This window comes from Chitinimonas sp. BJYL2 (genome assembly GCF_027257935.1).
Classification (GTDB): domain Bacteria; phylum Pseudomonadota; class Gammaproteobacteria; order Burkholderiales; family Chitinimonadaceae; genus Chitinimonas.
This window is the reverse complement of record NZ_JANZKW010000002.1, coordinates 252,642-278,871: the sequence shown is the minus strand read 5'-3', so window position 1 is coordinate 278,871 and position 26,230 is coordinate 252,642. Positions and strand designations below refer to the sequence as shown.

15 protein-coding genes are annotated in these 26,230 nt (G+C 60.3%); 13 read left to right on the top strand and 2 right to left on the bottom strand.

Features of this window, described 5'->3' with window-relative positions:
- Positions 1-215 precede the first annotated feature (215 nt).
- From edd to O9X62_RS06830, 8 genes are all read left to right on the top strand, one after another.
- A complete protein-coding gene (gene edd, locus O9X62_RS06865) occupies positions 216-2,051 on the top strand; it encodes a phosphogluconate dehydratase (RefSeq protein WP_269532058.1) in 1,836 nt (611 codons plus the stop codon).
- A gap of 2 nt (positions 2,052-2,053) precedes the next feature.
- On the top strand, positions 2,054-2,677 hold the full coding sequence (locus O9X62_RS06860; protein WP_269532057.1) for a bifunctional 4-hydroxy-2-oxoglutarate aldolase/2-dehydro-3-deoxy-phosphogluconate aldolase: 624 nt from the start codon (positions 2,054-2,056) through the stop codon (positions 2,675-2,677).
- A gap of 203 nt (positions 2,678-2,880) precedes the next feature.
- Positions 2,881-3,993, top strand: coding sequence for an ABC transporter ATP-binding protein (locus tag O9X62_RS06855; protein ID WP_269532056.1), 1,113 nt, complete (start codon positions 2,881-2,883; stop codon positions 3,991-3,993).
- Positions 3,990-5,192, top strand: a complete 1,203-nt coding sequence (gene malE / locus O9X62_RS06850; protein WP_269532055.1) for a maltose/maltodextrin ABC transporter substrate-binding protein MalE — start codon at positions 3,990-3,992, stop codon at positions 5,190-5,192. Before O9X62_RS06855 ends, malE begins: the two co-directional genes overlap by 4 nt.
- A 57-nt stretch (positions 5,193-5,249) precedes the next feature.
- On the top strand, positions 5,250-6,800 hold the full coding sequence (malF, locus tag O9X62_RS06845; RefSeq protein WP_269532054.1) for a maltose ABC transporter permease MalF: 1,551 nt from the start codon (positions 5,250-5,252) through the stop codon (positions 6,798-6,800).
- 10 nt (positions 6,801-6,810) lie between these two features.
- Entirely contained in the window at positions 6,811-7,701 is an 891-nt protein-coding gene (gene malG / locus O9X62_RS06840; protein ID WP_269532053.1) for a maltose ABC transporter permease MalG, read from the top strand.
- A 102-nt stretch (positions 7,702-7,803) separates the two neighbouring features.
- Complete coding sequence (locus tag O9X62_RS06835; protein WP_269532052.1) at positions 7,804-8,892, top strand: hypothetical protein; 1,089 nt, start codon at positions 7,804-7,806, stop codon at positions 8,890-8,892.
- A gap of 39 nt (positions 8,893-8,931) precedes the next feature.
- Positions 8,932-11,640, top strand: a complete 2,709-nt coding sequence (locus O9X62_RS06830; protein ID WP_269532051.1) for a glycoside hydrolase family 13 protein — start codon at positions 8,932-8,934, stop codon at positions 11,638-11,640.
- A 229-nt stretch (positions 11,641-11,869) separates the two neighbouring features.
- On the opposite strand, the gene O9X62_RS06825 is transcribed toward O9X62_RS06830, so the two are convergent.
- Positions 11,870-14,665 (bottom strand): TonB-dependent receptor, encoded by a 2,796-nt coding sequence (locus O9X62_RS06825; RefSeq protein WP_269532050.1) that lies wholly within the window; start codon positions 14,663-14,665, stop codon positions 11,870-11,872.
- Between the two features lie 454 nt (positions 14,666-15,119).
- Here O9X62_RS06825 and O9X62_RS06820 point away from each other — a divergent pair, with 454 nt between their 5' ends.
- A complete protein-coding gene (locus O9X62_RS06820) occupies positions 15,120-17,765 on the top strand; it encodes an alpha-amylase family glycosyl hydrolase (RefSeq protein WP_269532049.1) in 2,646 nt (881 codons plus the stop codon).
- Positions 17,762-19,114, top strand: a complete 1,353-nt coding sequence (locus tag O9X62_RS06815) for an MATE family efflux transporter (RefSeq protein ID WP_269532048.1) — start codon at positions 17,762-17,764, stop codon at positions 19,112-19,114. The genes O9X62_RS06820 and O9X62_RS06815 overlap by 4 nt, the downstream gene beginning before the upstream one ends.
- A 117-nt stretch (positions 19,115-19,231) precedes the next feature.
- On the opposite strand, the gene pulA is transcribed toward O9X62_RS06815, so the two are convergent.
- Positions 19,232-21,979 (bottom strand): pullulanase-type alpha-1,6-glucosidase, encoded by a 2,748-nt coding sequence (gene pulA / locus O9X62_RS06810; protein ID WP_269532047.1) that lies wholly within the window; start codon positions 21,977-21,979, stop codon positions 19,232-19,234.
- A gap of 340 nt (positions 21,980-22,319) precedes the next feature.
- On the opposite strand from pulA, the gene O9X62_RS06805 reads away from it, so the two are divergent.
- The 3 genes from O9X62_RS06805 (at position 22,320) to gap (ending at position 26,210) form a co-directional block, all read left to right on the top strand.
- Positions 22,320-24,023 carry an alpha-glucosidase gene (locus tag O9X62_RS06805; protein WP_269532046.1) on the top strand — a complete coding sequence of 568 codons (1,704 nt, stop codon included), beginning with the start codon at positions 22,320-22,322 and terminating at the stop codon, positions 24,021-24,023.
- 72 nt (positions 24,024-24,095) lie between these two features.
- Positions 24,096-24,971 carry an aldo/keto reductase family oxidoreductase gene (locus O9X62_RS06800; protein WP_269532045.1) on the top strand — a complete coding sequence of 292 codons (876 nt, stop codon included), beginning with the start codon at positions 24,096-24,098 and terminating at the stop codon, positions 24,969-24,971.
- Between the two features lie 228 nt (positions 24,972-25,199).
- Positions 25,200-26,210, top strand: coding sequence for a type I glyceraldehyde-3-phosphate dehydrogenase (gene gap, locus O9X62_RS06795; RefSeq protein WP_269532044.1), 1,011 nt, complete (start codon positions 25,200-25,202; stop codon positions 26,208-26,210).
- Positions 26,211-26,230: the final 20 nt, after the last annotated feature.

Below are 26,230 nucleotides of genomic sequence, written 5' to 3'. Positions count from 1 at the left end.
GTGAGCGCTTGCTAGGTTGTCGGGCGCTCGCTGTTGCGTTGTGGCGATGCTGCGTTAAGCAAACCGGCTGCATGGCTTGCCTTTTGTTTGTAGTAAAACTACCATGGTCGAAACGTGTGGACTTGCTGCGGGTTTGCCTCGTGGTGAGCAAGGCCCGGGCGCGACGCTGGTGTCGCGTGGTGGCACCGCACCCGTGAGCATGACGGAGACGATTGATGAGTCTGCATCCCCGCCTGGTTGAAGTCACCCGGCGCATCCAGGAAAAGAGCCGGCCCAGCCGCGATGCCTACATGGCCAAGGTGGCCAGCTGGGCAGCCAAGGAGCCCGTGCGCAAGGGTTTGTCGTGTACCAATCTGGCGCACGCTTATGCGGCCGCGCCGGCGGGCGACAAGATCTTGCTGCGCGAACAGCGTCAGGCCAATCTGGCCATCGTGTCGGCTTATAACGACATGCTCTCAGCGCATCAGCCGCTGGAGCATTACCCCGAGATCATCAAGGCCGCTGCGCGTGAAGTCGGCGCATCGGCCCAGTTTGCTGGCGGCGTGCCCGCCATGTGCGACGGCGTGACCCAAGGCCAACCCGGCATGGAGCTGAGCCTGTTCAGCCGCGACGTGATCGCCATGTCCACCGCGGTGGCGCTCTCGCACGCGATGTTCGATGGCGCACTCTGTCTGGGCGTGTGCGACAAGATCGTGCCGGGCCTGCTGATCGGCGCGCTGCAGTTCGGCCATTTGCCCTTTGTGTTCGTACCGGCCGGCCCTATGGTTTCGGGCCTGGAGAACAAAGAGAAGGCGCGAATCCGCCAGCTCTATGCCGAAGGCAAGATTGATCGCCAGGGCCTGCTCGAAGCCGAAGAGAAGTCTTACCATGGCGCAGGCACCTGTACTTTCTATGGCACGGCCAACTCCAACCAGATGCTGATGGAGATCATGGGCCTGCACCTGCCGGGTACGGCCTTCGTCAACCCAGGTACGCCATTGCGCGACGCGTTGACAGCCGAATCGGGCCGCCGCGCCGCCGCCATTACGGCTTTGGGCAAGGAATACTTGCCGGTCGCCGAGATCATCGACGAGCGTGCCATCGTCAACGGCCTGGTCGGCCTGATGGCAACTGGTGGCTCCACCAATCACACCATCCATTTGATCGCCATTGCCCGTGCTGCCGGCATCGTGATCGACTGGACCGACTTTGATGACCTCTCGGCCATCGTGCCCTTGCTGGCCAAGGTGTACCCCAATGGTTCGGCCGACGTGAACCACTTCCATGCCGCAGGCGGCATGGGGGTGCTGATCCGCACGCTGCTTGATGCCGGCCTGCTGCATGAAGACGTGAAAACCATCATGGGCCAGGGCCTGCGCCGTTATGCGGTGGAACCGGTACTGCGCGAAGGCAAGCTGGTCTGGCAGGACTCGCCGGCCGAGAGCCAGGACAAGAGCGTACTCGCTTCGATGGATTCGCCATTCCAGGCTGATGGTGGCCTGCGTTTGCTGGCCGGTAATCTAGGCCGCTGCGTGATCAAGGTCTCGGCGGTGAAACCCGAACATCGTGTGGTGGAAGCCCCTGCCATCGTGTTCGATTCGCAGGATGAAATGATCGCCGCCTTCAAGCGTGGTGAGCTAGAGCGGGATTTTGTCGCCGTGGTTCGCTTCCAGGGGCCGCGCGCAAACGGTATGCCTGAACTGCACAAGCTCACCCCGCAACTCGGTGTCTTGCAGGATCGCGGCTTCAAGGTGGCCTTGGTGACCGATGGCCGCATGTCCGGCGCATCGGGCAAGGTGCCGGCTGCTATTCATATCACCCCCGAAGTGCTGGCCGGTGGCCCGCTGGGCAAGGTGCGCACGGGTGATGTGATTCGCCTGGATGCCGAAACCGGCGTGCTCGAAGCCCGAGTCGATGCAGCCACCTGGGCTGCGCGTGAAGTGGCTACGGCAGATATGTCGGGTAACAACAATGGCTGCGGCCGCGAACTGTTTGCCAGCTTCCGCCACGTGGCAACGGGCGCGGAAGAGGGCGCGATGAGCTTCATGCTCAACCACGAGAACAAGGTCTAATCATGAATATCCGCGACATCATGCGTTCGGCACCGGTCATGCCGGTGATTGTCATCGAGCGTCTCGACGACGCTGTGCCGCTGGCTCGCGCACTGGTTGCTGGTGGCATCCGAGTACTCGAAGTCACGCTACGCACGGCCGTGGCCATGGATGCCATCAAGGCGATTGCCGACAGCGTGCCGGAGGCCATTGTTGGCGTCGGCACCGTTACCAGCCCTGAACAGTTTGCCCAGGTAAAGGCCGCCGGCGCCAAGTTTGCCGTGACACCGGGTCTTACTGATGAGTTGGCCGAAGCGGCCAAGCTGGCCGGCATGCCACTGCTGCCCGGTGTGATGACGCCCTCCGAAGTGATCGCCGCGCTGCGTCATGGTTTCGATGCGATGAAGCTGTTCCCGGCCGAGCAGGCGGGTGGCCTGAACATGCTCAAGGCACTCGGCGGTCCGTTCCCCAATGTGCTGTTCTGCCCGACCGGTGGCGTCACGCTCGATAGCGCCCCCAAACTGCTGGCGCTGCCCAATGTAGGTTGCGTAGGTGGTTCCTGGCTGGTACCCAAGGATAAGGTGGCCGGCGGCGACTGGGCGGGCATCACCCAACTGGCAGCCGAAGCCGCCGCGTTGCGCCCTTGAATACATGAATTTGCTCTAAGCGCTTTGGAACGCACACCCTTGAATCAGCACGGTATGATGGTTTTGCTGGCGGTGTGCGGACCCTGTGTAACACCGCGTCACGATTAACGATTCGAATGCTGGCGGGTAGCTGACCCGACCGGCACGTTCCCTAACCGAAACCATCCCCAAGAGCCGACAGCAGATCGGCCAGGAGACCGCAAATGGCTGGAGTGAGCCTTGTAAACGTCCACAAGTCGTATGGCGACGTGCGCATCCTGAACGACGTCAACCTCCAGATCGAGGATGGCGAGTTCGTGGTGTTCGTCGGCCCCTCGGGCTGTGGCAAATCCACCTTGCTGCGTACCATCGCGGGCCTTGAGGACATCACCTCGGGCAATCTGTCGATCGGTGAACGTGTCGTCAACGATGTCCCGCCGGCTGAACGGGGCATTGCCATGGTGTTCCAGTCTTATGCGCTGTATCCGCATATGAACCTGTACGACAACATGGCGTTTGGTCTCAAGCTCGCCAAGGTTCCCAAAGACGAGATCGAGCGGGCTGTTCGCCAAGCAGCCAAGATCCTCCATATCGAGCACCTGCTGGACCGCAAGCCCAAGGATCTCTCGGGTGGCCAGCGCCAGCGCGTCGCCATTGGCCGCGCCATCGTACGCAAGCCGGAGGTGTTCCTGTTCGATGAGCCGCTCTCGAATCTGGATGCCGGCCTGCGCGTGAAGATGCGCTACGAATTTGCCAAGCTGCACGAAGACCTCAAGACCACGATGATCTATGTGACGCACGATCAGGTCGAAGCCATGACGCTGGCCGACAAGATTGTCGTGCTATCGGCTGGCAAGGTCGAGCAGGTCGGCTCGCCGCTCGAACTCTACGAGCACCCGGTCAACCTGTTCGTGGCGGGCTTTATCGGCTCGCCGAAGATGAACTTCATCAATGCCGAGATTGTCGAGGCTGGTAGCGCCAATGCCTTGGTACGTCTGGCCACGGGCGAAACCGTGCGTTGTCTGGTCGATGCCAGTACCGCCAAGGCAGGCGACAAGGTCACCCTGGGTATCCGCCCCGAGCACTTTGTTCCCGGTGGCACCGATAACGCTATCCAGACCACCGTTACCTTCGTAGAACTGCTCGGTGGAGCCACACACGCTTATTGCGGCTTCCCTGGCGTGGAAGATGCGCTGACCTGTGAGTTCGATGGCCGTGTACGTGTACACGGTGGCGATGCGCTGACCTTGGGCATTCCCGCCGAGGCCACCTATCTGTTCGATGCTGAAGGCAAGGCCTACAAACGCCACGCCGTCAGTCCGGGAGCGCAGGCGTGAGCCGGGCCATCAATGCCCGTCTCCGTCGCCACCTGATTCTTGCCGCCGCCCTCACCAGCCTCTCCAGCACCGGCCTCGCTGCCGACAAGCTGAAACTGCTGGTCTGGATCAATGGCGACAAGGGTTACAACGGGCTGCAAAAAGCAGGCGACAAATTTACCGAAGCCTCGGGCGTCAAGGTCGTGGTGGAACACCCGGTCGACGCGCCAGACAAGTTCCAGCAAGCGGCTGGCGCAGGCAAGGGCCCCGACATCTTTTGCTGGGCGCACGACCGCGTGGGCGAATGGGCCAAAGCCGGTCTGATCGTCCCGCTGCGCCCCGGCAAGACTGTGCGCGATGCGATTGAAGATTCCGCCTGGAAGGCGTTCTCCTATCAGGGCAAGACCTGGGGCTATCCGATCGCCATCGAAGCCATCGGCCTGATCTACAACAAGGCCTTGGTCAAGACACCGCCCAAGACCTTCGACGAGGTCATCAAGCTCGATCGCGAGCTGGCGGTGCAGGGCAAGAAGGCCATCCTCTGGGACTACAACAAGAGCTTCTTCACCTGGCCCATGCTGGCCGGTGCGGGCGGGCAGATCTTTGGTCGCGATGCCAAGGGTGAACTGGACCCGCGCCAGGTAGGCGTCAATGCGCCCGGTGCGGTGCAGGCGACCGAGCTGCTGGCCAGCATGATCCGCGATGGCCAGATGCCCAAGGGTGCTCGCTACGCCGAGATGGAAGCGTATTTTGCCCGTGGCGATCTGGCGATGATGATTTCTGGCCCTTGGGCCTGGGATAACGCGCGCAAGGTCGGCATCGACTACGGCGTGGCGGCAATTCCGGCCGTGGTGCCCGGCAAGCCCTCCAAGCCACTGGTGGGTGTGGTGGGCTGCATGGTCACCGCGCCGTCCAAGGTCAAGGACATTGCGCGCGAATTCCTTGAACAGCACATGCTCAAGCCCGACAGCCTCAAGCTCATCAATGCCGATGTACCGCTGGGCGTGCCAGCCAACAAGGCGTTCTACCAGGAGCTGGCGAGCAACCCGCATATCCGCGCCACGATGGAAAACGCGCGGGCCGGTGAGCCGATTCCGAACATTCCTGAAACCGGTCGCTTCTGGACGGCACTGGATGCCGCACTCGAAGCGGTGACCAATGGCTTGCAGTCGCCCAAGGACGCGCTCGACGGCGCGGCGGCGCGCATGCTGGTGAAGTGAGGTGTGCCCATGAATCACGCCCTGACTCACCACACGCGCTAAACCGAGGAGCAAACCATGATGTCGAATGAACTGAGCCGCTGGCTCAAGTGGCCCCTCGCGCTCTTGCTGGCGCTGGGTTGCCTTTATCTTGTGGCCAATGTCTATCTGGCGGGTCAGCCTGTCTGGGCCGTGATTCTGCTGGTCTCGACGATGATCACGTTCTACGTGTATCTGCATCGTGCCGCGCTGGCGTTCAGGTATTTGTTGCCGGGTCTGGCGGCCATGCTGGTATTCGTGGCCTTCCCGCTCGTCTACACCGCGCAGATCGGCTTCACCAACTATTCGTCGGCGCACCTGCTGGGCGAGAGCCGCGCGCGTGACTATCTGCTGGAGCAGATGGTGCCGGACGAATCCCAGCTGATGGACTTCGACCTTTACCGCGCCAGTGGCGGCCTGCGTATCGTGCTGACACCGCGTACCTTCGATGGCGCCGCGGTGCCGGCCGACAAATTGCTGGCCACGCCACCGGTCGATCTGCGCAAATCACGCTTGCAGCAGCTGCAACTCGTGCCGCTGGATCAGCCGCTGACCACGCTGGGCGCTCCGCTCAATCTGAAGGAGCGTCTCGCTTACCGCGATGGTCTCATGGCTCTCAAGCTGGCTCGCCCCGATGGCGTCATCATTGAGTACGCAGGCGTACGTGAATTCGGTCCGCAGAATCCCGTGTGGAAGTCCGCGGCCGATGGTTCGCTGACCAATACCGAAACCGGGGCGGTTTATACGCCCAATCGCGATACCGGCTACTTCGAAGACACCAATGGTGACCGCCTGCAACCGGGCTTCAAGGTGGGTGTGGGTTTCGACAACTACAAGCGCATGGTTCAGGACGAGAATTTCCGGGGGCCGTTCTTCTCGATCTTCATCTGGACCGTGGTGTTCGCCTTCCTCACCGTGCTGTGCTCGCTGCTGCTGGGTGGCACCTTGGCGGTGATGCTCAACTGGGAAGCGTTGCGCTACCGCACCCTGTACCGCACCCTGCTGTTCTTGCCCTATGCGGTGCCGGGCTTCATCTCGATCCTTGTGTTCAAGGGCTTGTTCAACCAGAACTTCGGCGAGATCAACGCGATCCTCAACGCGCTGTTCGGCATCAAGCCGGCCTGGTTTGCCGATCCCACGCTGGCCAAGCTGATGCTGCTGATCGTCAACGTGTGGCTCGGCTATCCGTACATGATGGTGCTCTGTACGGGTCTGTTGAAGGCGATTCCGTCCGATCTGTACGAAGCCTCGGCGCTGGCGGGAGCCGGCCCTTGGACCAACTTCATCAAGATCACCGCCCCGCTGATCATCAAGCCGCTGACGCCGCTGCTGATCTCGGCCTTTGCCTTCAACTTCAACAACTTCGTGCTGATCTCGCTGCTCACCGACGGCCGCCCGGACTTCCTCAATACCAAGGTGCCGGCGGGCATGACCGACATTCTGGTGTCCTACACCTACCGCATCGCCTTCCGCGATTCGGGACAGGATTTCGGCCTGGCCGCTGCGATTTCGACGGTGATCTTCATTCTGGTGGCAGCGATGTCGCTGGCCAATCTGAAGATCAGCAAAGTCAACCAGCCTGCGCGATAAGGAGCTGACCATGGCACTTGTTACTGGCAAACAGCAACGCTGGCGTATCCTCGGCGCCCACCTGTTCCTGATCGCACTGGTTGCGATCACCATCTTTCCCTTGCTCGCAGTGATCTCGATCTCTCTGCGCCCCGGCAACTTTGCCACCGGCTCGCTGATCCCTACCGAGATCAGTCTTGAACACTGGAAACTGGCGCTGGGCATCCCCTATGTGGGCGCAGACGGTAATCTGGTCACTCCGCCATTCCCGGTGCTCTTGTGGTTGTGGAACTCGATCAAGGTGGCGACGATGTCAGCGCTGGTGATCGTGTTCTTCTCCACTACTGCGGCCTATGCGTTTGCGCGGCTCAAGTTCCGTTTCAAGGGGGCCATCCTCAACAGCATGCTGCTGCTGCAGATGTTCCCGGCCGTGCTGGCGCTGGTTGCGATCTACGCCATCTTCGAAGCCATCGGTAAATATGTGCCGAGTCTCGGCATCGAAACCCACGGCGGTCTGGTCCTGGCCTACGCCGGTGGCGTGGCCATGCATATCTGGACCATCAAGGGTTACTTCGAGACGATTCCGGTTGAGATCGAGGAATGCGCCAAGGTCGATGGCGCCACCCATTGGCAGGCCTTCAGCCGTGTGTTGCTGCCGATGGCCGTGCCCATCTTGATGGTGGTCTTCGTGCTCGCCTTCATCGGCACGATCATCGAGTACCCGGTTGCCTCGGTGCTGCTGCGTGAAGAGGGCAGCCTCACCCTGGCCGTGGGTTCCAAGTACTACCTCAACGAGCAGGACTACCGCTGGGGCGACTTTGCCGCCGCGGCCGTGCTCTCCGGCTTGCCGATCACGCTGGTGTTCTTGGCGGCGCAGCGCTGGATTGTCTCCGGCCTGACCTCGGGTGGCGTCAAGGGTTAAGTGTAGGGCTCACCCCAATCTACGCTTCACTGAAACCTGTTCCGGATGACTGAATCGATGACTGCGAGTGCAACACTCGATCTAATCCGCCAGCAGCGAAACTTGGATATTCAGTCGCGTGGCGAGGAAGTAGAGGTCGGCAGCAAGGATGCGCTGCCGATCCCGCTGGGCCGCTTGGTCGACTTGAGGGAGGGCGAAGCCATTGTGCGTCGTCAGCTCGACTCGGGCCTGACCGCGCGCGTATTCCAGCTCAATATTGACGGCAAAGACTACGCACTCAAGCAGGCCCGGCCTGAGTGTCTGGTGCAGAACGATGATGGCCGCACCTCCTTTCTGAACGAGCTTCAATGCCGTCAACAGATCGAGGCTTTGCGGCGTACCGAGAATGGTGAAGCACGCTACGGTGCGATTACGCAGACCCTTTACGGCTCATTGCGCAAAGGCCTGTTGTTGTCCGAGTGGGTAAATGGCGAGCGCATCACCGCATGGGATGAACGCCAACTCGATCAACTGTTCCAGATCGGGGGCGAACTGATTCTGGCCGGACTGTTTGAATGGGACTACAGCAGCGGCAACCTGCTCGACGACGGGCAGCGCATCCGCCTGTTCGACTTCGGTTACATGTACCCGATCGACCCTTGCCGGCACTTCAACAGCTCTGGTGATGGCACCAGCGCGCCTTTATTCCATCTGGCTGAACGCTTCGAGACCCGCTGCTTCTTTGCCTGGCTGCTGCAATGTGAGCAGTCACTTGGCCAGGACGCTGCGCTCGCGGCCTTCCGCCGTGAGAAGGAAGTGGCGCTGGGCCACTACGAGCGGCTGATTGCTATCCTCAAGCAACGCGGCGCCACGGCGGAGGTATTGGCTTGGTGGCAAAGCCATGTGGATCGCTGGCAGGCGGGCTTGCGCGGCGATCTGGCCGCCCTGTATCTGGCCGAGGGCTGGCGCTCGCACATGCTGGATCTCGATGACGACCTGCGCGGCCAGACCTGTACGCCGATGACCCTGCAACGTGCCGATTGGTTGCTTCATGCACTGCGTCATCACTACGCCGACCTGAATCGTCTGGGCGCGTTTTTCTGGCATGACAAAGGACGGCCGCAGAGTGACCTGCTGTTAACCTACAGAGCCCATCGTGACCAAGCCGTAAAGTTTCAAGTCAAACCTGCCATGCTGCCATACGCGACTTGATACGTGTTTATGCAAGGTGTAACGACGAGTGAGTAAGGCATGAAATTGCTTCGTTTCTCTTGGTGTATTGTCCTTGCCTTGCTGTTGATGGCGGGATTGTCTGCGCAAGCGACGGATTCTTGTGTTGCCAACCCATTAGGCGATCGCGATCTCTATCTGCGCGGCGGATTCAATAACTGGCAGGCGAGAGAGGCCTATCGCTTCAACTGGTTCTGCAATCGTTATGAACTGATCACTGAGTTACACGGTGACCAGATCTTCAAGCTTGGTGATGATGCTTGGTCTGCAGATGCGGATTATGGCGGTACACCGACTAAGCTGCTGCCTAAAGGGCCGGAGATCAAAGGCCATTTCACCGGCTGGCACCGGTTTGTCGTGGCAGTGCCCGCGCAGGGACAGCCAATGACGCTGCGCATCAATGCCTGCCCTGTCGCCCCCTTGGGTGACACCGTGCTGTACTTGCGCGGCAGCCTTAACAACTGGGCCACGCTCGACAAGTACGCATTCAAGTATCGGTGCGATGGCTATTACCTGAACGTGGATCTCCAAGGCCTGCATGAATTCAGGCTGACCGATGGCGGCCAGAAACTGGCGCTGGCAGGGCAGGGTGAGTTGCTGCAAGCCGCTCAGGCACAGCCCCTGCTGCGTGGCGGCAATGGCAATCTGCGCTTCAACTTTGCCGGTGAACACACCATCAAGCTGACCTTCAATGGCGAGCAGCCTGTGCTGAGTATCGGCCCCAAGAGCTATGCCGATGCCGTGGTCAGCGCGGTGAATGACCCGGTGGCGCTGAGCGTGCGGCACGACAGCCGCGCAGCAAGCGACAAAGCGCCGTTCGGTGCGGTGAAAGCCGATACGGTGGTGAACTTCGGTCTGAGCGCCATGGCGGGAGTGGAGTCCGCAACCCTGGTCATCGAGAAGCGCCGTCTTGAAGGCAATCAGGAAGTGCTCGATTACACCGAAGTGGCCCGCATACCGCTCAAAAAGTCCGCCGCCGGCAAGCAGCAGCGCTGGCAGGGTAGCTATCGGTTCAAGGATGTGAGCATCTACGGCTACTACTTCGAACTGAAGATTGCCGGCAAGACCTACGCCTACCAGAACAACCGCCAGTCGGTTTACTGGACGCGTGAGGGGGGCACCAACGGCGTGGGGCTGATTGCCGCCATGCCCAGCAACCGGGCCAGCCTGCGCCGCTTCCGCCATACCGTCTACGCCGCCGACTTCAAGGTCCCGGACTGGGCCGCCGATGTGGTCTACTACTACATCTTCCCCGACCGCTTCCGTAACGGCGATACCGCCAACGATCCGAAGCCGGGCGTCAATCGCTATCACGACCAGACCGTCGAGTTCCACGCGAACTGGCTCGACAAACCCAGCAAGCCCGGCACGGGCGATGGTTCGGATGCGGTATACAACAACGACTTCTTTGGCGGTGATCTGGCCGGCATCATCGAGAAGCTCGATTACATCAAATCGCTGGGCGCCAATACGATCTACATGACACCCATCTTCCAGGCGGCCAGCAACCACAAGTACGACACGGCCGATTACACACGCATCGACCCCGCATTCGGCAGCAATGCCGATTTCGACAAACTGGTTGCCGAGGCCGCCAAGCGCGGCATGCGCGTGCTGCCCGATGCCTCGTTCAACCACACGGGCAGGGATTCGGTTTACTTTGATCGTTTCGCCCAGCACCCCGGGATCGGTGCATTCGAGGGTGGCAAGATCCGCAGCGATTCGCCCTACGCGAGCTGGTACCGCTTCGATGCCACGCAGACCGACCTCGACAAGCAATACCAAGGCTGGGTCGGTGTCAGCGATCTACCTGAGCTCAACAAAGCATCGCCCGCGTATCGTGCCTTTGCCTTCGGCGTACCCGATGGCATTACCCAGCAATGGCTGGATCGCGGTGCCGCCGGCTGGCGTATGGATGTGGCCCCCTGGGTGCCCGATGATTTTTGGCGTGAATGGCGCAAGGCTGTCAAAGCCAAGCGCCCCGATGCGATCACCGTGGCCGAAACCTGGTTCGACTCATCCAAGTACTTCCTCGGCGACATGTTCGATTCCACCATGAACTACGTGTTCCGCAACACGGTGCTCGACTACGCAGCAGGCGGCAAGGCCAGCGAGCTGTACGCCAATCTGGAATACCTGCGCGAGGTGTACCCCAAGCCGGCGCTGCATGCCTTGATGAACCTGCTATCGAGCCATGATGTACCGCGCAGCCTGCATGTGCTGGGTTATCACGACGATGGCAACATCGAGAAGCTGGCACTGGCCAAGGCCCGTTACCGGTTGGCACTTTTCTTCCAGATGACCTACCCGGGCTCACCCGCCATTTACTACGGCGATGAAGTGGGCGTAACTGGCGGCGAAGATCCGTTCAACCGGGCGACCTATCCGTGGACTGACCGGGGAGGCAAGCCGGATATGGCCATGCTGGCTGAGGTGAGGCGGCTGACCAGTCTTAGGCAAGCCCTGCCCATACTGCGTCACGGTGAACTTGGACCGGCGATGCTAACCAACGATCATGTAATCGTCTTGCCAAGAGCCCTTGGTGCACAGCGAGCGCTTGTAATCAGCAATAACGCGTCAGTTGAACAGAACTTCACTGTTCAGTTGCCTGAAGACTGGGTGAACTTGATATTTCGTGATGCCGAGCATGGGACCGTGTTTTCTGTGCAGCAAGGCAGGCTTGCACTGTCGTTGCAACCCTATGCAGGTCGCGTACTGATTGGTGAGTGATAAGCAGGCATACTCGCTGCCCGATAGAGGTATTGGTGGGCTTGCGTAGTTTCTCTACATTGAGCTTGTCTTGATTGAATCTTCACCGACAGTGGCAAAAGGACGCTACTCCATCGTGTGACTTTCCGTCAGGACGCACTTCCAAGGCTGGCTCGGTGATGATGAAAAAGCCCTGCCGATTTGCATCGGCAGGGCTTCTGCTTTAATGGCCCTAAGGCCATAGGGCATCTTAGTACTTGTAGCTGGCACCAAGCAGTACGGTGCGACCCCACTTGATGTATTCAAGCGGACGGTCAGGCGTGGCGGTATAGGTTTGGTAAGCCGCGTCACCCAAGTTATTCACTTGCAGCAACAGACCCAATCCCTTCAGGCTGCCTTCCTTGAAGTTGTAGCCGACCTGAGCATCCACAATGCTTTCGCCGACAACGTAACGCAGCTTGCGGTTGGCAGCAAAGTCACCAATCTCACCGATGAAATCACTACGCTTGCGCTGGCTGACACGTGCTTCGAAACCACCGTTCTCGTAGTAGGCCGTCAGGTTGTAGACGCGCTTCGAGAGGCCCGGAAGGTCAATGCTGGTCTTACCCAAGCTGCCGCGGTTGTCGCCTTCTTGGCTCAAGTCGATCTTGATATCGCTACGGTTGAACGAGGCGCTGGCCACAACGCCAAAGCCCGTCAGTGCATCCGTCAACATACCCAGCGGAAGCGAAGCAGACAGCTCAATACCGGACATCGAACCGCCCTTGCCATTGGTCGGCGCGGTGTACTTGCCGGTGCTCGACACGGTCGTGCCAGGAATCACCTTTGCATCGCCAACATAGTTCGAGAAGTCGTAGCCCGACAGGGTCTGGGTGTAGATGTAGCTGTCCAGCTTCTTGTAGAAGTAAGCAGCAGCCACATAAGCCTTGGTGCCGAAGTACTTCTCGTAGGACATGTCAAACGCCTTGGCGCGCCATGGCTCCAAGCGTGCGTTACCGCCGCTGGCACCCGGGGTTCGTACCGTCAGGTTGCCTTGGGCATCACGTGCATCAGGGTTGTCACCCACACCAAATTCAAGCGCAGAGCGCATTTGGTCGACACGAGGACGGGCCACTTGCTTGGCCAGGCCCACACGCAGCATTTGATTGTTACCAAAGTCAAAGGCCAGGTTCATGCTCGGCAGCACATCTGTGTAGGAAGTGCCATCAATGACTGGCTTGGGGTTCGAGCCGTTGGTCAGTCGTACCGCTTCCGAAGACTGATCGGTGTTCTGCACTTGCAAACCAAAGTTGCCGCGCAAGGCTACGCCGCCCAGATCGGTGTCGATGTTGGCTTTCACAAAACCGGTCGTGATTTGCTCTTCGACGTCCCAGGACTTGGCGACCAGATAGTCGAATGCCGTTGAGCTGGGGTTGAACGTCATGTAACGGGCAACTGCGCCGGGCACATTCCACGACGGAATCTTGCCTGCGCCGGCAAAGCCCAGATCGACGAGACCATATTGCAGGTCCGAGGCAATCGTCGTGTCGCCTTGGGCGCCGACGTTGATATTGCCTTCGGGCTGACGCTTCATCTTGTGACGGTCTGCGTAGTTCAGGCCGAGGTCGATATCCTGAACCCAGCTGCCAAGCAGCTCGGGCGCAGGTACGGTGGCGACCAACTTGTAAGTGGTTAGCTCATCCTCAACCTTCGGAACCTTGCCGTAGCCAGAACCATAAATCGTACCGCGCAAGAACAGCTTGTTCGGGTCCGAGTAGTCCCGACCCGGTGTCATGGTCGAGAAATCGTCGCTCCTGATCTTCAGCGTCAGAGTATCAAGCTGCGGCGCAGGAGCCAGCTGCGTATTGTTTTCCAGGCTCAGCTCATCACGCTTCGCTTTGGAGTGGCTCACATCGGCAACCAGTTTGCTGCTACCCAGCTTGAAGGTGTTGCTCCAGCCGAATGCATTGATCTTGTCGTCACGCTTGTTGTACATGCCGCGGACAAGCGGGTACACGCCACTGGCCACACCGCCGGCAAAGGAGCCGTTGGAGTTGACGGAAACATTGGTCAGGTTCAGGCCAGGGTTGTAGCCGCCGTTGTAGCCGCCAATATGGATTTCGATCTGATTGGCCGTGTCTTCTTGCTCGGCCTTGGAGTGGAACAGGTCGACGACGCTGGTCCAGCTATCGGAGGCACGAACTTCAAGTGTGGCCATTACCCCATCGCGCTTGGTCACGCCGGTACGACGCAGTGCCTTGATACCATCCGAGTAGGCCGTGCCAGCAGCAACACCAGGACGCCAGCCATCGCCAATCGACTGCCATGGCTCGTACATACCGACCTGATTTTCCTGGATCGGGGTTTCTTGATGAGCAAAGCCGATTGCCAGGCCGATGGTACGGTTTGCAAACTGGTCAATGTAGCTCGCGCTCAGGCGGTTGCCCGTGCCTTTCGCGTTACCGGCATCACCCAGCGAGCTATCTTGCCAGCGGGCATTACCGGTAATGACGCGGTTGTTGTAACTGAGTGGGCGGACCGTCTGCATGTCGATGGTGCCCGACAGACCCTGGCCCACGAGGCCGGCATCAGGAGTCTTGAAGATGTTCACAGCGCTCAGCAGTTCGGAGGGGTACTGATCAAACTCGACGCTGCGGTTGTCACCCGTGCTCACCATTTCACGGCCGTTCAGCAAGGTCGTGGCAAAGTCAGGCGACAGGCCGCGAACGCTGATGACCTGTGCACGGCCAGCAACGCGCTGGGCGGAGAGGCCAGGCAGGCGCGCAATGGACTCGGCGATGCTGTTGTCTGGCAGCTTGCCGATATCTTCCGCCGAAACGGCTTCAACAATCGAGTTGGACTTCTTCTTGGCGAGAATCGACTTCTCGATGGAGCCGCGGATGCCTGTAACCGTAATGGCTTCGGCTTTCTCAACCTCGGCGGCGTAAGCCATGCCAGTACCCAGCATGGCCAAGGCGACGGATTGTGCTACGAGCGTACCGGTTCGCTGGAAGGGGAAGCCTGTCTCCAACTGTCCCGTATTTTTGTCGGCGGAACGATTTTTCATTGATTCACTCCTGAGGGTTCAAGATTGACAGCACGTAGGCACCGTCTTGCGGAGCGGTGCCGGCGCCTGCCTTTCCGTAGCGAAACTACAATTTCCTACAGATCGGTTTGCCTTCGGTACTGCCTGGGTCCGGGGATCAGCATTTCCCCGTGTTTCCAAAGGTGCGCTGTTAAGGAATATATGTGATCGCCTTGCCGCGACGGAAATTGAGTAAAGAATCTAAAGCCGATTAGTAGTGAACTAACAACAAAAGCGCTTTGGTTTTAAGGGGGTTTGCCAAAGCCAATAGTCGACGTCTAGGATTCACCTCACTGGATTGCCGGCAACAGCCAGCAGACCCCGCTGAAGTCCGCGCTGTTTCTTGATGTGGTGATCCAGTAATTTAAATACAAAAGTACCCAGGCCGAGCCAAACTGCCGGCACGCACAACGAATAAACAAAGAAGCGCCAGAGAGTGAGTGAGACTCCCAAATTTGCGCCAGGCCGATCCGGTCTGGCCATTATTTTTTCTGCCTGCCTGATTGCCGCCCCGGCCTCGGCTGCGCAGCCTGCCGACCTGCGTCTGCACGTACCATCGCCCGATTGGCGTGAGCAGATCATCTATTTCCTGATGACGGATCGTTTTGATGACGGTAACCCCGCCAATAACGATCAGGGGGCGGGCGAATACCAGCCACAGAGCAATGCGCATTACAACGGTGGCGATCTGGCCGGCGTGCAGCGGCGGCTTGATTACATTCAGGGTCTGGGTGCGACGGCAGTGTGGATTACCCCGCCCGTTGCCAACCAGTGGTGGGATCCGCTCACGCGTTACAGCGGTTACCACGGTTACTGGGCACAGCATTTCAAAGAAATGGATGTGCATGTAGGCACCCTGGCCGATTACCGCCGCTTATCCGATGCCTTGCACCGTCGTGGCATGTATCTGATCCAGGACATCGTGCTCAATCACACGGGCAATTACTTTGCCTATCAGGGTGGCTGGGACAAGTCCGATCCGGGCCGTTTCTACATCGACAATCCCGCGTCCAGGCCTACGGCCCGGCCCACGCAATGGCCGTTCAGCCAGAACGACCCGCGCAAGCCGGCAGATCGCAAAATGGGTGCGTATCACTGGACGCCGAATGTGGCGGACTACACTGACCCGCATCAGGAGCTGAATTACCAGATGAGCGGGCTCGATGACATCAATACCGAGAACCCGCGGGTCCGCCGCACGCTGCGTGACAGCTACGGCTACTGGATACGCGAGGTGGGTGTGGATGCCTTCCGGGTTGACACGGTCTACTACGTACCGACCGAATCCTTGCGCGACTTCATGGTGTCTACCGACCCGAAAGCGCCCGGCATGGTGGCCGCCGCACGTGCCACCGGGCGTAAGGCATTCCATGTGTTTGGCGAGGGCTTTGGTATCGACAAGCCCTTTGAAGACATCCAGATGCGCAAGCTCGATCGCTACCAGCGCAATGCGCGGGGGGAGACGGTGCTGCCCGGCATGCTCAACTTCCCGCTATATGGCGCCATGGGCGATGTATTTGCGCGTGGGCGCCCGCCCGCCGAACTGGCCTGGCGCATCGATCGGATGATGGCTTTGCATGCCACGCCGCACCTGATGCCCACGTTCGTGGATAACCACGATGTGGACCGCTTCCTCGCCGGCGGCAGCGAGGCCGCGCTGCGGCAATCGCTGCTGATGACGATGACGCTGCCGGGCATACCGACGATCTATTACGGCACCGAACAAGGCTTTACCGAGCAGCGTGCCGCCATGTTTGCCGCAGGTTCAGGATCGGGCGGCAAGGATCATTTCAATACCGGGGCGCCCCTGTACCAACTGCTTGCCGATCAGGCCACGCTGCGCAAGGCTAGCAAGGTGTTCACCCATGGTACGCCCACGCCCCTGATGGCCGATGCTGCCGGCCCCGGCGTACTGACCTACCGCATGAGCTATCGCGGGCAGCAAGCGCTGATCGTGTTCAATACCGCTGATCATGCGGTGCTGCTCGATAATCTCGAAACCGGCCTGAAGCCCGGCACCGTGCTGCATGGTCGTTATGGTTTGCACGGGCAGCCCGCCGACCTGCAAGTGGCGGCGGATGGCCGCATCAGCCTGCCGCTGCCACCGCGTGCCGGCATGGTGTGGGTGGCGGGCAGGGCGCTGCCCCGCGGTGCATTTGCTGGCCCGGCCGTGTCGATGGCGCCACTTACCCAGACCACCGTAAGCGAGGATTTCAAGGTGCGTGGGCAGGCTGCGGGTGTGAGCGCACTGCGCCTTGTGGTGGACGGCAACCTGTCGGCTGCACAGATTGTCCGGCCTGCTGCAGACGGTAGCTGGGAAGCCACGGTCGCGACCGATGCGATGACGAATCCCGATGTCGAGCACCGTGTCACGGCCTATGCCGACGAGGGTGGGCGCATGCGGGTATCGGCCACGCAGCGGTTCAAGGTCACGCGCCGCTGGCAATTGCTCGCCGATGTAGTTGACCCCGCCGGAGACGATACCGGTCCGACCGGCGAGTACCGTTACCCCGGCGACCCTAGCTGGGGCACCAATCGGCAGCTCGATCTGCGCCGCGTGCAGGTCTATGGATCGGGCGGGGCCATGCGCATCGTGCTGGGCATGAACAAAGTGACGCGCAGCTGGAATCCGCAGAACGGTTTTGACCATGTGGCGTTCACGGTATACGTCAGCGTGCCGGGCCAGAAGGGCGGGGCGCAAGTGCTGCCTTTGCAGAACGCCAAGCTGCCCGATGGACGCGCCTGGCATTACCGCTTGCGCACCCATGGCTGGTCCAACGCCTTGTTCAGTGCCGAGGGCGCCAGTGCCGACAAGGAAGGCACACCTATCACCCCGGCTGCCGGTGTGGCAGGTGATCCGGTCAGCAATACGGTGACGCTGACCTTACCCGCCGCATCGCTGGGCGGTTTGCGCTCGCTGGCAGGCGTGCAGCTCTATGTGACGACCTGGGATTATGACGGAGGCTACCGGCGCATCACGCCTGATGGCGAGAATACGGCGTTTGGTGGAGCGCGTGCAAATGCCGCGCTGATCATGGATGATAGCGCTTTCATAACGCTGCCGGCCTACGCCATTCAATGAAACCCACCAAGTTGCAACCGATGCGGCTGACGCCGATTGTCGGCCCTTTGTTGCTTGAGCTGTTCCTCGGCGTCGGTGTCGGGGTGATCGGCACCTGGCTGGCCGCCCAGCTCGGTGACACGGCCGGTGCTGCCTTTGCGCTGACCAACCATGTCGCCGCCATGCTATTCATCCTGTTCCGTGTTATTGGCGCAGGGATTGGTGTGGTGATCACCCAGTATCTGGGCGGTGGGCAGCGTGCTGGCGCTGATGCCATTGCCCGTGCTTCGCTGGGTGCGAGCACCTGGATGGGCGGCTTCACCGCCGTGCTGGCGGTGCTGTTTGCCACGCCACTGATGGGCGTGATGAATGCGCCGGCCGAGGTGGTGCCGCTGGCTGTGCCATTCCTGATGTGGCTGGCGCCCGCCATGCTGCTGGATGCCTGGAATGCCAGCATGTCCAGCGTGCTGCGAGCACATCTGCGTGTACGCGAGGCACTGATTACCGTCGTGGTGATGCAGATCGTGCATCTTGCTTTGTGCTGGGTGCTGATGCGCGCATTGGGCTTGCCGGGTTTTGCGCTGGCCTTGATCATCAGTCGCAGTGTCGGCCTCGCGCTGCACTGGCGGTTCTGGCAACAACGGCTGGCGATTGCCATCCACTCCTCCGACTGGTTCCAGTTGCGCTGGAAGGAGCTTCAAGCGGTGCTGCGTATCGGTTTGCCTGGCGCGGCTGAACAGATCGGTTATCGCCTTGCATTCACTGTGAGCGTCTCGGTGGCCGGCCTGCTGGGTGCAAGCGCGCTGGCCACACAGGCTTATGTGTTGCAGCTCGGGATGTTTGTGGTGCTATGCGGCGTGGCAACCGGGCTGGCTGTCGAGATTGTGGTCGGCCATCAGATCGGCGCGGGTCACCTCAAAGCGGCTGACAAGCTGGTACGCCGCGCACTGGCGAGCGGTTTGCTGGTTGCCTTGCTAGCCACCAGCCTGATGGCGCTGGCGGGTGAGCAACTGCTTGGCCTGTTTACCCAGGATGCCGCAGTGATCAGCCTAGGCACCCAGCTGCTTTGGTGGACCGTACTGCTGGAGCCGGGCCGAACCTTCAACCTGATCGTGATCAATGCCTTGCGTGCCACAGGCGATGCACGTTTCCCAGTGATGGCGGGTATTGCATCCATGGTGATCGTACTGGCCGGTGGTGCTTGGGTACTAGGCATTCACGCCGGTCTGGGCCTGGTAGGCCTCTGGATTGCGTATGCGGCGGATGAGTGGCTGCGTGGCTTGATCATGTGGTGGCGCTGGCAAAGCCGTGCCTGGCTGGCCCACGCGCGCGATTCGCATCGGCGGGTGAGGGCAGGGGATGGGCACTGAGGCAGCCGCCAATGCTGGGGCGCAATGCGCTCTGCTTTTTGCACCTTACGGGGTGATCCGCAAGTAAAACAAAAGGGACGCCGCGGCGTCCCTTTTGTTTTGGCCTAAAGCTGCCCATCAATGGATGACGTACACCGCCGTACTGCGTGCCGGAATGCTGAACTGGCCACTGGCTGCGGTATAGCGTGCAGCTTGTTGCGGGCGCAGATCGGCAGCGCTGGCGGCGCGTTGTACCGGATGCAATACCCAAGGCTGGTTTTGCTCGTCAGCCAGCGTCAGCGTTTTTGCCTCGGGGGCGACGTTGATGAAGTACAGCACTGCCTTGAAGCCGGCATCGGGCATGCCGGTCCCGTCGAGCCGGCCCACAATCACCGTCGGGTCTTGCGTCGGGCCGGTGTTGTAGAAGCGTAGGCGCTGCTGGATATCGGCTGTGGTGGGCAGACGGAACAGCGGGGTGCTCGCGCGGATACGCAGCAAATCGTTGAACGCATCGCGCGTGAACGCAATGTCCCCCGGTGTGGGCTTGATGGCCGGGTTGGCCAGCAGCGGGGCGATCAGCGCATATTGACTGGCGTTGTCCTGCTTGGGCGGCAGGCCGGCGGCAAAGCCGTTGTCGGTGTATGTCCAGTCCAGCCGGTTGAACCAGTCACCCGAGTCGTAGCTGTTACGATCCATCGACTTGGAACGCAGGATTTCCAGCCCGGCGTGGAAGTAGGCTACACCCTGGCTCAGCGCTGTGGTGGCTGCGCCCAGCAGCTGCACGCGGGCGCGATCCTCTCGCGATGTGTCGAGCGGCAGTTTGTAGACATTGGCATCGAACAGCGTCTGGTTGTCGTGGTTTTCCACATAGTTGACGGCCTCGGCAGGCTGCGAGGCATAGCCCGCTGGTTGGCCCGCGTAGTCGATCTGTTCAAGCTTGCGCGCGCTGCCATCGAAAGTCTGCATCACGTAATCGCGCAGAGTGCCGGCGAGGCCGACGCGCACCATGTCGGCCGCCTTCATCAGCACTTCTAGGGGCTGCTTGCCGGCCAGCGCATTGGGGGCATAAACCAGCCCGTTGATATAGCCCTGGCGTGCAATCAGTTCCTGCCCGCCATCGGCCGGTCCACCGCCACGCACGGCATCGCGCGAGCGATCGCTGAAGGTGCCGATGCCGGTACCGTTAAGCGATAGCTGCGAAGCCTGTACAAAGCGTGCACCATTGGCGACTTCGCCAAAGTTCCAGCCTTCCCCCAGCAGCTGCACGGGCTGGCCGGCCGCCTTGTCCACGCGGGCCTGCAGGCGCTCCATGGCTGCACGCGGCTGGTGGCCCATCAGGTCAAAGCGGAACGAGTCGATCTTGTATTCGCGTGCCCACAACTCAGCCGAGTCGATCATCAGCTTGGCCATCATGGTGTGTTCGGTGGCCGTGTTGTCGCAACAGGTGGAGCGCTCGACCGCGCCACGTTCGTTCAGGCGGTGGTAGTAGCCGGGTACGATTCGGTCCAGCACCGATTGCGGGTGCTGGCCTGCGGCCGACATGTGGTTGTACACCACGTCCATGCCTACACGCAGACCCGCGCGATGCAGCGCCTGCACCATCTGCCGGAATTCAAGGATGCGTTTGGCGCCATCGGCCGCGTCGCTGGCAAAACTGCCCTCGGGTGCGTTGAAGTGGAACGGATCGTAGCCCCAGTTGAAGCAATCCTTAGCCGCCACTGCCATCACGGCCGCTTGCTGGGCCTCGCTGTCTGCGGAGGCTTTGGGAACGGTGGGGGTGGCGCAGTCTTTCTCGGGCACGCTGGCCAGATCAAACACCGGCAGCAGATGCACATCGGTCATCCCTGCCCGTTGCAAGGCTTGCAGGTGGCGCATGCCGTTCGAGCCGGTCTCGGTAAAGGCCAGGTACTTGCCACGGTTGGCGCTACTGACGCTGACATCGCCAATGGAAAAGTCGCGCACATGCAGTTCATACACCGACATATCGGTGGCGCGTTTGACGGTGTTTGGCCTCGGGGTCTCATCCCAGCCCGCCGGTTTGAGCCGTGCATCGTCCAGCCGGGCAATGTAGCTGCGTTTTGAGTCTGTGGTGAGACTCACCGAGTACGGATCGGTGACGCGGTTGCGAACCAGCCCGACGCCGGGCACGAAGGTATCAACGACATACCGGTAGTACTGGCCGCTCAGGTCACCTTTTGCCTGGCCCTGCCAGATACCGGTACGGGTATCGAACTTCATAGCGATGATCTGGCGCGCTTTGCCATGACCGCTGTCATAGCGGCAAACGGCCACCTGTTGCGCAGTAGGTGCCCATAGTTTGAAGCGAGTGACATCTGGTGCAGGTGCGGCGCCGAGCTCGTGTGTCTGTGCGGCTTCACCAAACAGGGCATCCAGCGCACCAGGATGCTGGATGGCAGTGGCCTGGATGACCCGTTTCTGCGCATCCAGCGCCAGCAATACCAGCTCGCCGCGGTGCAGTGCGATCAGCGCGGCGCGATTCAGTTTGGGCAAGGCAAGGCGTACGCCGCCACCCACGAACTTGAAGCGTTCCGCGGTCGCCTGGTGCAATGCCGTTTGATCAAGCTGCAGCGGTATCAGCGCCGCGTAACCAGACGCCGATTCGCCCTTGATCGCCTTGATACCGCCGGCAGGCGCATGGGCCAGCACGAACTGATGCGCCTCACCCATGCCGGGCCATTGCATCTGCTGATCGGTGAGCCAATAGGCACGCGCTTCCGTCGTGGAATGAGGGTGCGCAGCGAGCATGGTCTGGTGCTCCGCCTGATCGCAATCGGCGCGCGTAACGCCGGCGGCGTGGGCAAAAATCGGACAGGCGAGCAGGGCTGGGAGCAGGGTGAAAACGGGTTTGACGAGGCTTGGGGGCATGGCTGTCTTTCTCCGTACCGTTTTAACGGTTTTTATATTCAAAGCGCTTTTATTTTATCCAAAGCGTTTTGAATGGTCTTCCAAAGCGCTTTTGAATAAATAAGACTGGCAAATTAATACATCGATTCAACAAAGCATATTGTCGATATTGTAATGATGGATATTATCTCCTCGTACAGAATTCTGTCAGACGGATTTGCCATTCGTCACAAGCCTCTAGCCGCGGCGGCCTGTGTTGGCTAGACTTTTGCGCTGCCCCGGATGTTTATCCGCGGGCACCCCAGCGATAGCAGCACAAATAAAATCGCAATTTCAAATTGCGTTGTCGTGGAGACAAGAATTGAAAAATCAAAAAGAGAGTGAGTGGTGGCGTGGCGCGGTGATCTACCAGATTTACCCGCGCAGCTATATGGACAGCAATAACGACGGCGTCGGTGATCTGGCCGGCATTGTGGGGAAGCTGCCCTACATCGCCAGCCTGGGGGTCGATGCGATCTGGATCTCGCCGTTCTTTGCGTCCCCGATGAAGGACTTTGGCTACGACGTGTCGGACTACTGCGATGTAGACCCGCTATTCGGTGACCTGAAGGCGTTTGATCAAGTGGTGGCTGAGGCCCACAAGCTCGGCATCAAGATCGTTATCGATCAGGTGCTGTCGCATTGCTCGGACCAGCACGAATGGTTCAAGGAAAGCCGTGCAAGCCGCAAGAACCCCAAGTCCGACTGGTTTGTCTGGGCCGATCCCAAAGCTGACGGATCGCCGCCCAACAACTGGCTGTCGGTGTTCGGTGGTTCGGCCTGGCAGTGGGATACACGCCGTCGCCAGTACTACCTGCACAACTTCCTCGCCTCGCAGCCTGATCTGAACTACCACAGCCCCGCCGTGCAAAAGGCGATTCTGGGCACGATCAAGTTCTGGCTGGATCGTGGCGTGGATGGTTTCCGCTTCGATGCCTGCAATTTCCATTTCCACGACGCACAGCTACGCAACAACCCGCCCGCCGCCGCACGCGATAGCGTTTCGGTCAGCGCGGACAACCCTTATGGCTTGCAGCGCCACAAATACGACAAGTCTCGCCCGGAGAACCTCGCCTTTCTGCAGCAGATCCGCAAGCTGCTCAACAAGTACGGCGCAGCCTCGCTAGGTGAGGTGGGTTGCGATGACGCGCTCAAGACCATGGCCGAGTACACCTCGGGCGGCGACAAGTTCAACATGGCCTACAGCTTCAACCTGCTGACCGACGACGGCTCGCCGGCGTACATCCGCAAGCAGGTCGAAGAAATGGAAGCCCAACTCAAGCGCGTGGGCAAGCGGCAGGGCGCGGCAGGCTGGAGCTGCTGGAGTATCGGCAACCATGATCGCCCGCGGGTGATGACACGCTGGGGCAAGAACAAGGCCAGCGACGATTACGCCCGTGTGCTGCTGGCCATGTCGGCCAGTTTGCGCGGCAGCCTGTGTATCTATCAGGGTGAAGAGTTGGCGCTGACCGAGGCCGATATCCCTTTCGAACTGCTGCAAGACCCGGTCGGCATCACCTTTTGGCCCGAAGACAAAGGTCGCGATGGTTGCCGCACGCCCATGCCTTGGACCAGCAAGGATGCCAACGGTGGCTTCTCCAAAGCCAAGCCCTGGCTGCCGGTGGCCAAGGAGCATCTGGCCCGCGCGGTGGATGTGCAGGATGGCAAGCCCGATTCGGTGCTGAGTTTTTATCGCACCTTCCTGAGCTGGCGTCGCCAGCAGGATGTTCTGAAGGCGGGCGAGATTGCCTTCATCGACGCCGGCGAGTCGGTGCTGGCCTTTACCCGTACCATGGGCAAGGAAACTTGGTTGTGCGCATTCAACCTGGGCGGCAAGGCGGTCAGTTTCAAGCTGCCCAAGTCGCTGGGTGCGCTAGTGGCGGTGGAGGGGCACGGTCTTGCTGGCGGCAAGCTCGATGGCGATACAGTGAAGCTGGCAGCCCACGGCGGCCTGTTTGCCGCGCTGCCGCAGAGCAAGCCTGTTGCCAAGGCCAGCAAGCCTGCGGCCAAGGGAAAGACCAAGTAAGCTGAGGGCAAACCTGCCCGCAACGCCCGGCATGTCCGGGCGTTTTGTTTTTGTTTCCGGATGGTACCCACCATGAACGACCTGAATTTCTCCCGCCTCATCCTCGGTATCTGGCGCATTGGCGACTGGCAGAAAACCCCCGCCGAGCTGGCCGATTACATTGAAGCCTGCCTGGATTTGGGTATCGATACCTTTGATCTGGCCGATATCTACACCGGCTATCAATGCGAGCGCCTGTTTGGCGAAGCACTGGCTGTGCGGCCATCGCTCAAGCAGCGCATCAAGTTGATCAGCAAGTGCGGCATCGCGCTAGTGACGCCGGCCCGCCCACAGCATCGGGTCAAGCACTACAACACCAGCGGCGCGCATATCGTGGCTTCGGCCGAGAACTCGCTGCGCGAGATGGGCGTGGAGCAGCTCGACATGTTGCTGATCCACCGTCCCGATCCTTTAATGGATGCGGATGAGATGGCCGATGCTTTCGGCCAGTTGCAGCGTGCCGGCAAGGTCAAACGCTTTGGGGTATCCAATTTCCTCCCGCATCAGCTGGCGCTGCTGCAAAGCCGTTGGCATGAGCCGCTGGCGGCCAATCAGGTCGAAGTCTCGTTACTGCATGCCGATACGCTGTTCGATGGCACGCTTGATCAATGCCAGCAGCTGCGCATCATGCCGCAAGCTTGGTCACCCCTCGGCGGTGGCCGTTTGAGCGATACGGCGCCCGATACGCCGCTGGGCAAGGTGCTGGTGCGTCTGGGTAGCGAGCTGGGCGTGACCGCTGAACAGTTAGCCATTGCCTGGCTGCTACGTCACCCGGCGCACATTCATCCGGTGCTGGGAACCGGCAAGCTGGACCGCATTCGTGAGCTGGTCGCCGCACAGCAAGTCAGTCTCGACAGACAGCAATGGTTCGAGCTGCTGGAGGCTGCGCTGGGCCGCACGATGCCCTGATTTTTCAGGCGCTTGACTGGTCTGCACTGGACTTGTACTTGCCATGCTGCTACTACAGGTGTAGTAAAACTACTTTATGGAGACCGTGGGCGTCTGAAACACAGTGTGCCGAACATGCCGGGTATGTCGTTGCCGGTATTGAGCAAGCTGTGTCCAGGTGACCTGACGGCCTGTAGCAGGATTACCGCATCAGCGCGGTGACACATCGCCCCAAGCTAGGAGACCAGCATGACCATCCGCATCGCCATCAACGGCTATGGCCGTATCGGACGCAATGTCCTTCGTGCCTTGTACGAAGCCAATCGTCGTAGCGAGTTCGAAATCGTCGCCATCAACAATCTGGGCGATATCGAAGTCAACGCACATCTCACCGAGTACGACACCGTGCACGGCCGCTTCCGCGGCGAGGTGGGCATTGATGGCGAGCATCTGGTCGTCAATGGCGACCGCATCCGCTACCTGAGCGTGCGCGATCCGGCTCAGCTACCTTGGAAAGACCTGAATGTGGACGTGGTGTTCGAGTGCACCGGTCTGTTCACCAGCAAAGCCAAGGCCAGCGCCCACCTGGCCGCCGGCGCCAAGAAGGTCATCATCTCTGCACCGGGCGGTGCCGATGTGGATGCCACCATTGTTTACGGTGTGAACCATGGCGCGCTCAAGGCCGAGCACACGGTCATTTCCAATGCCAGCTGCACCACCAACTGTCTGGCCCCGCTGGTGGCCCCGCTGCATGCCGCCATGGGCATTCAGGAAGGCCTGATGACCACGGTGCACAGCTACACCAATGATCAGGTGCTGACCGATCTGTACCACGAAGACCTGCGCCGCGCGCGTTCGGCAACGCAATCGATGATCCCGACCAAGACCGGCGCTGCCGCGGCCATCGGCCTCGTGATTCCGGAACTGGCCGGTAAGCTCGATGGCCTGGCCGTGCGGGTGCCGACGATCAACGTCTCGCTGGTCGATCTGGTGTTCACCGCCAAACGCGATACGACGATTGCCGAGGTCAACGAGATCCTCAAGGGCGCGGCGGCTCAATCGGCCGGCATCCTCACCTACAACACCAAGCCGCTGGTGTCGGTGGACTTCAATCACAACCCCGCATCGAGCAATTTTGATGCAACACAGACCAAGGTCATCGGCGGCCGCATGGTCAAGGTGATGTCCTGGTACGACAACGAGTGGGGCTTCTCCAACCGCATGCTCGATACCTGCAAGGCGTTGATGAGCGCCAAGTAAGTGTGCCTGCGCGGTGTCAT

Excerpts from the sequence above, each read along its gene's own strand:
- O9X62_RS06830 (WP_269532051.1), top strand. The coding sequence starts at position 8,932 with ATGAAATTGCTTCGTTTCTCTTGGTGTATTGTCCTTGCCTTGCTGTTG.
- edd (WP_269532058.1), top strand. The coding sequence starts at position 216 with ATGAGTCTGCATCCCCGCCTGGTTGAAGTCACCCGGCGCATCCAGGAA.
- O9X62_RS06815 (WP_269532048.1), top strand. The coding sequence starts at position 17,762 with ATGAAACCCACCAAGTTGCAACCGATGCGGCTGACGCCGATTGTCGGC.
- O9X62_RS06855 (WP_269532056.1), top strand. The coding sequence starts at position 2,881 with ATGGCTGGAGTGAGCCTTGTAAACGTCCACAAGTCGTATGGCGACGTG.
- O9X62_RS06860 (WP_269532057.1), top strand. The coding sequence starts at position 2,054 with ATGAATATCCGCGACATCATGCGTTCGGCACCGGTCATGCCGGTGATT.
- malG (WP_269532053.1), top strand. The coding sequence starts at position 6,811 with ATGGCACTTGTTACTGGCAAACAGCAACGCTGGCGTATCCTCGGCGCC.
- O9X62_RS06825 (WP_269532050.1), bottom strand. The coding sequence starts at position 14,665 with ATGAAAAATCGTTCCGCCGACAAAAATACGGGACAGTTGGAGACAGGC.
- pulA (WP_269532047.1), bottom strand. The coding sequence starts at position 21,979 with ATGCCCCCAAGCCTCGTCAAACCCGTTTTCACCCTGCTCCCAGCCCTG.
- malF (WP_269532054.1), top strand. The coding sequence starts at position 5,250 with ATGATGTCGAATGAACTGAGCCGCTGGCTCAAGTGGCCCCTCGCGCTC.
- O9X62_RS06800 (WP_269532045.1), top strand. The coding sequence starts at position 24,096 with ATGAACGACCTGAATTTCTCCCGCCTCATCCTCGGTATCTGGCGCATT.
- gap (WP_269532044.1), top strand. The coding sequence starts at position 25,200 with ATGACCATCCGCATCGCCATCAACGGCTATGGCCGTATCGGACGCAAT.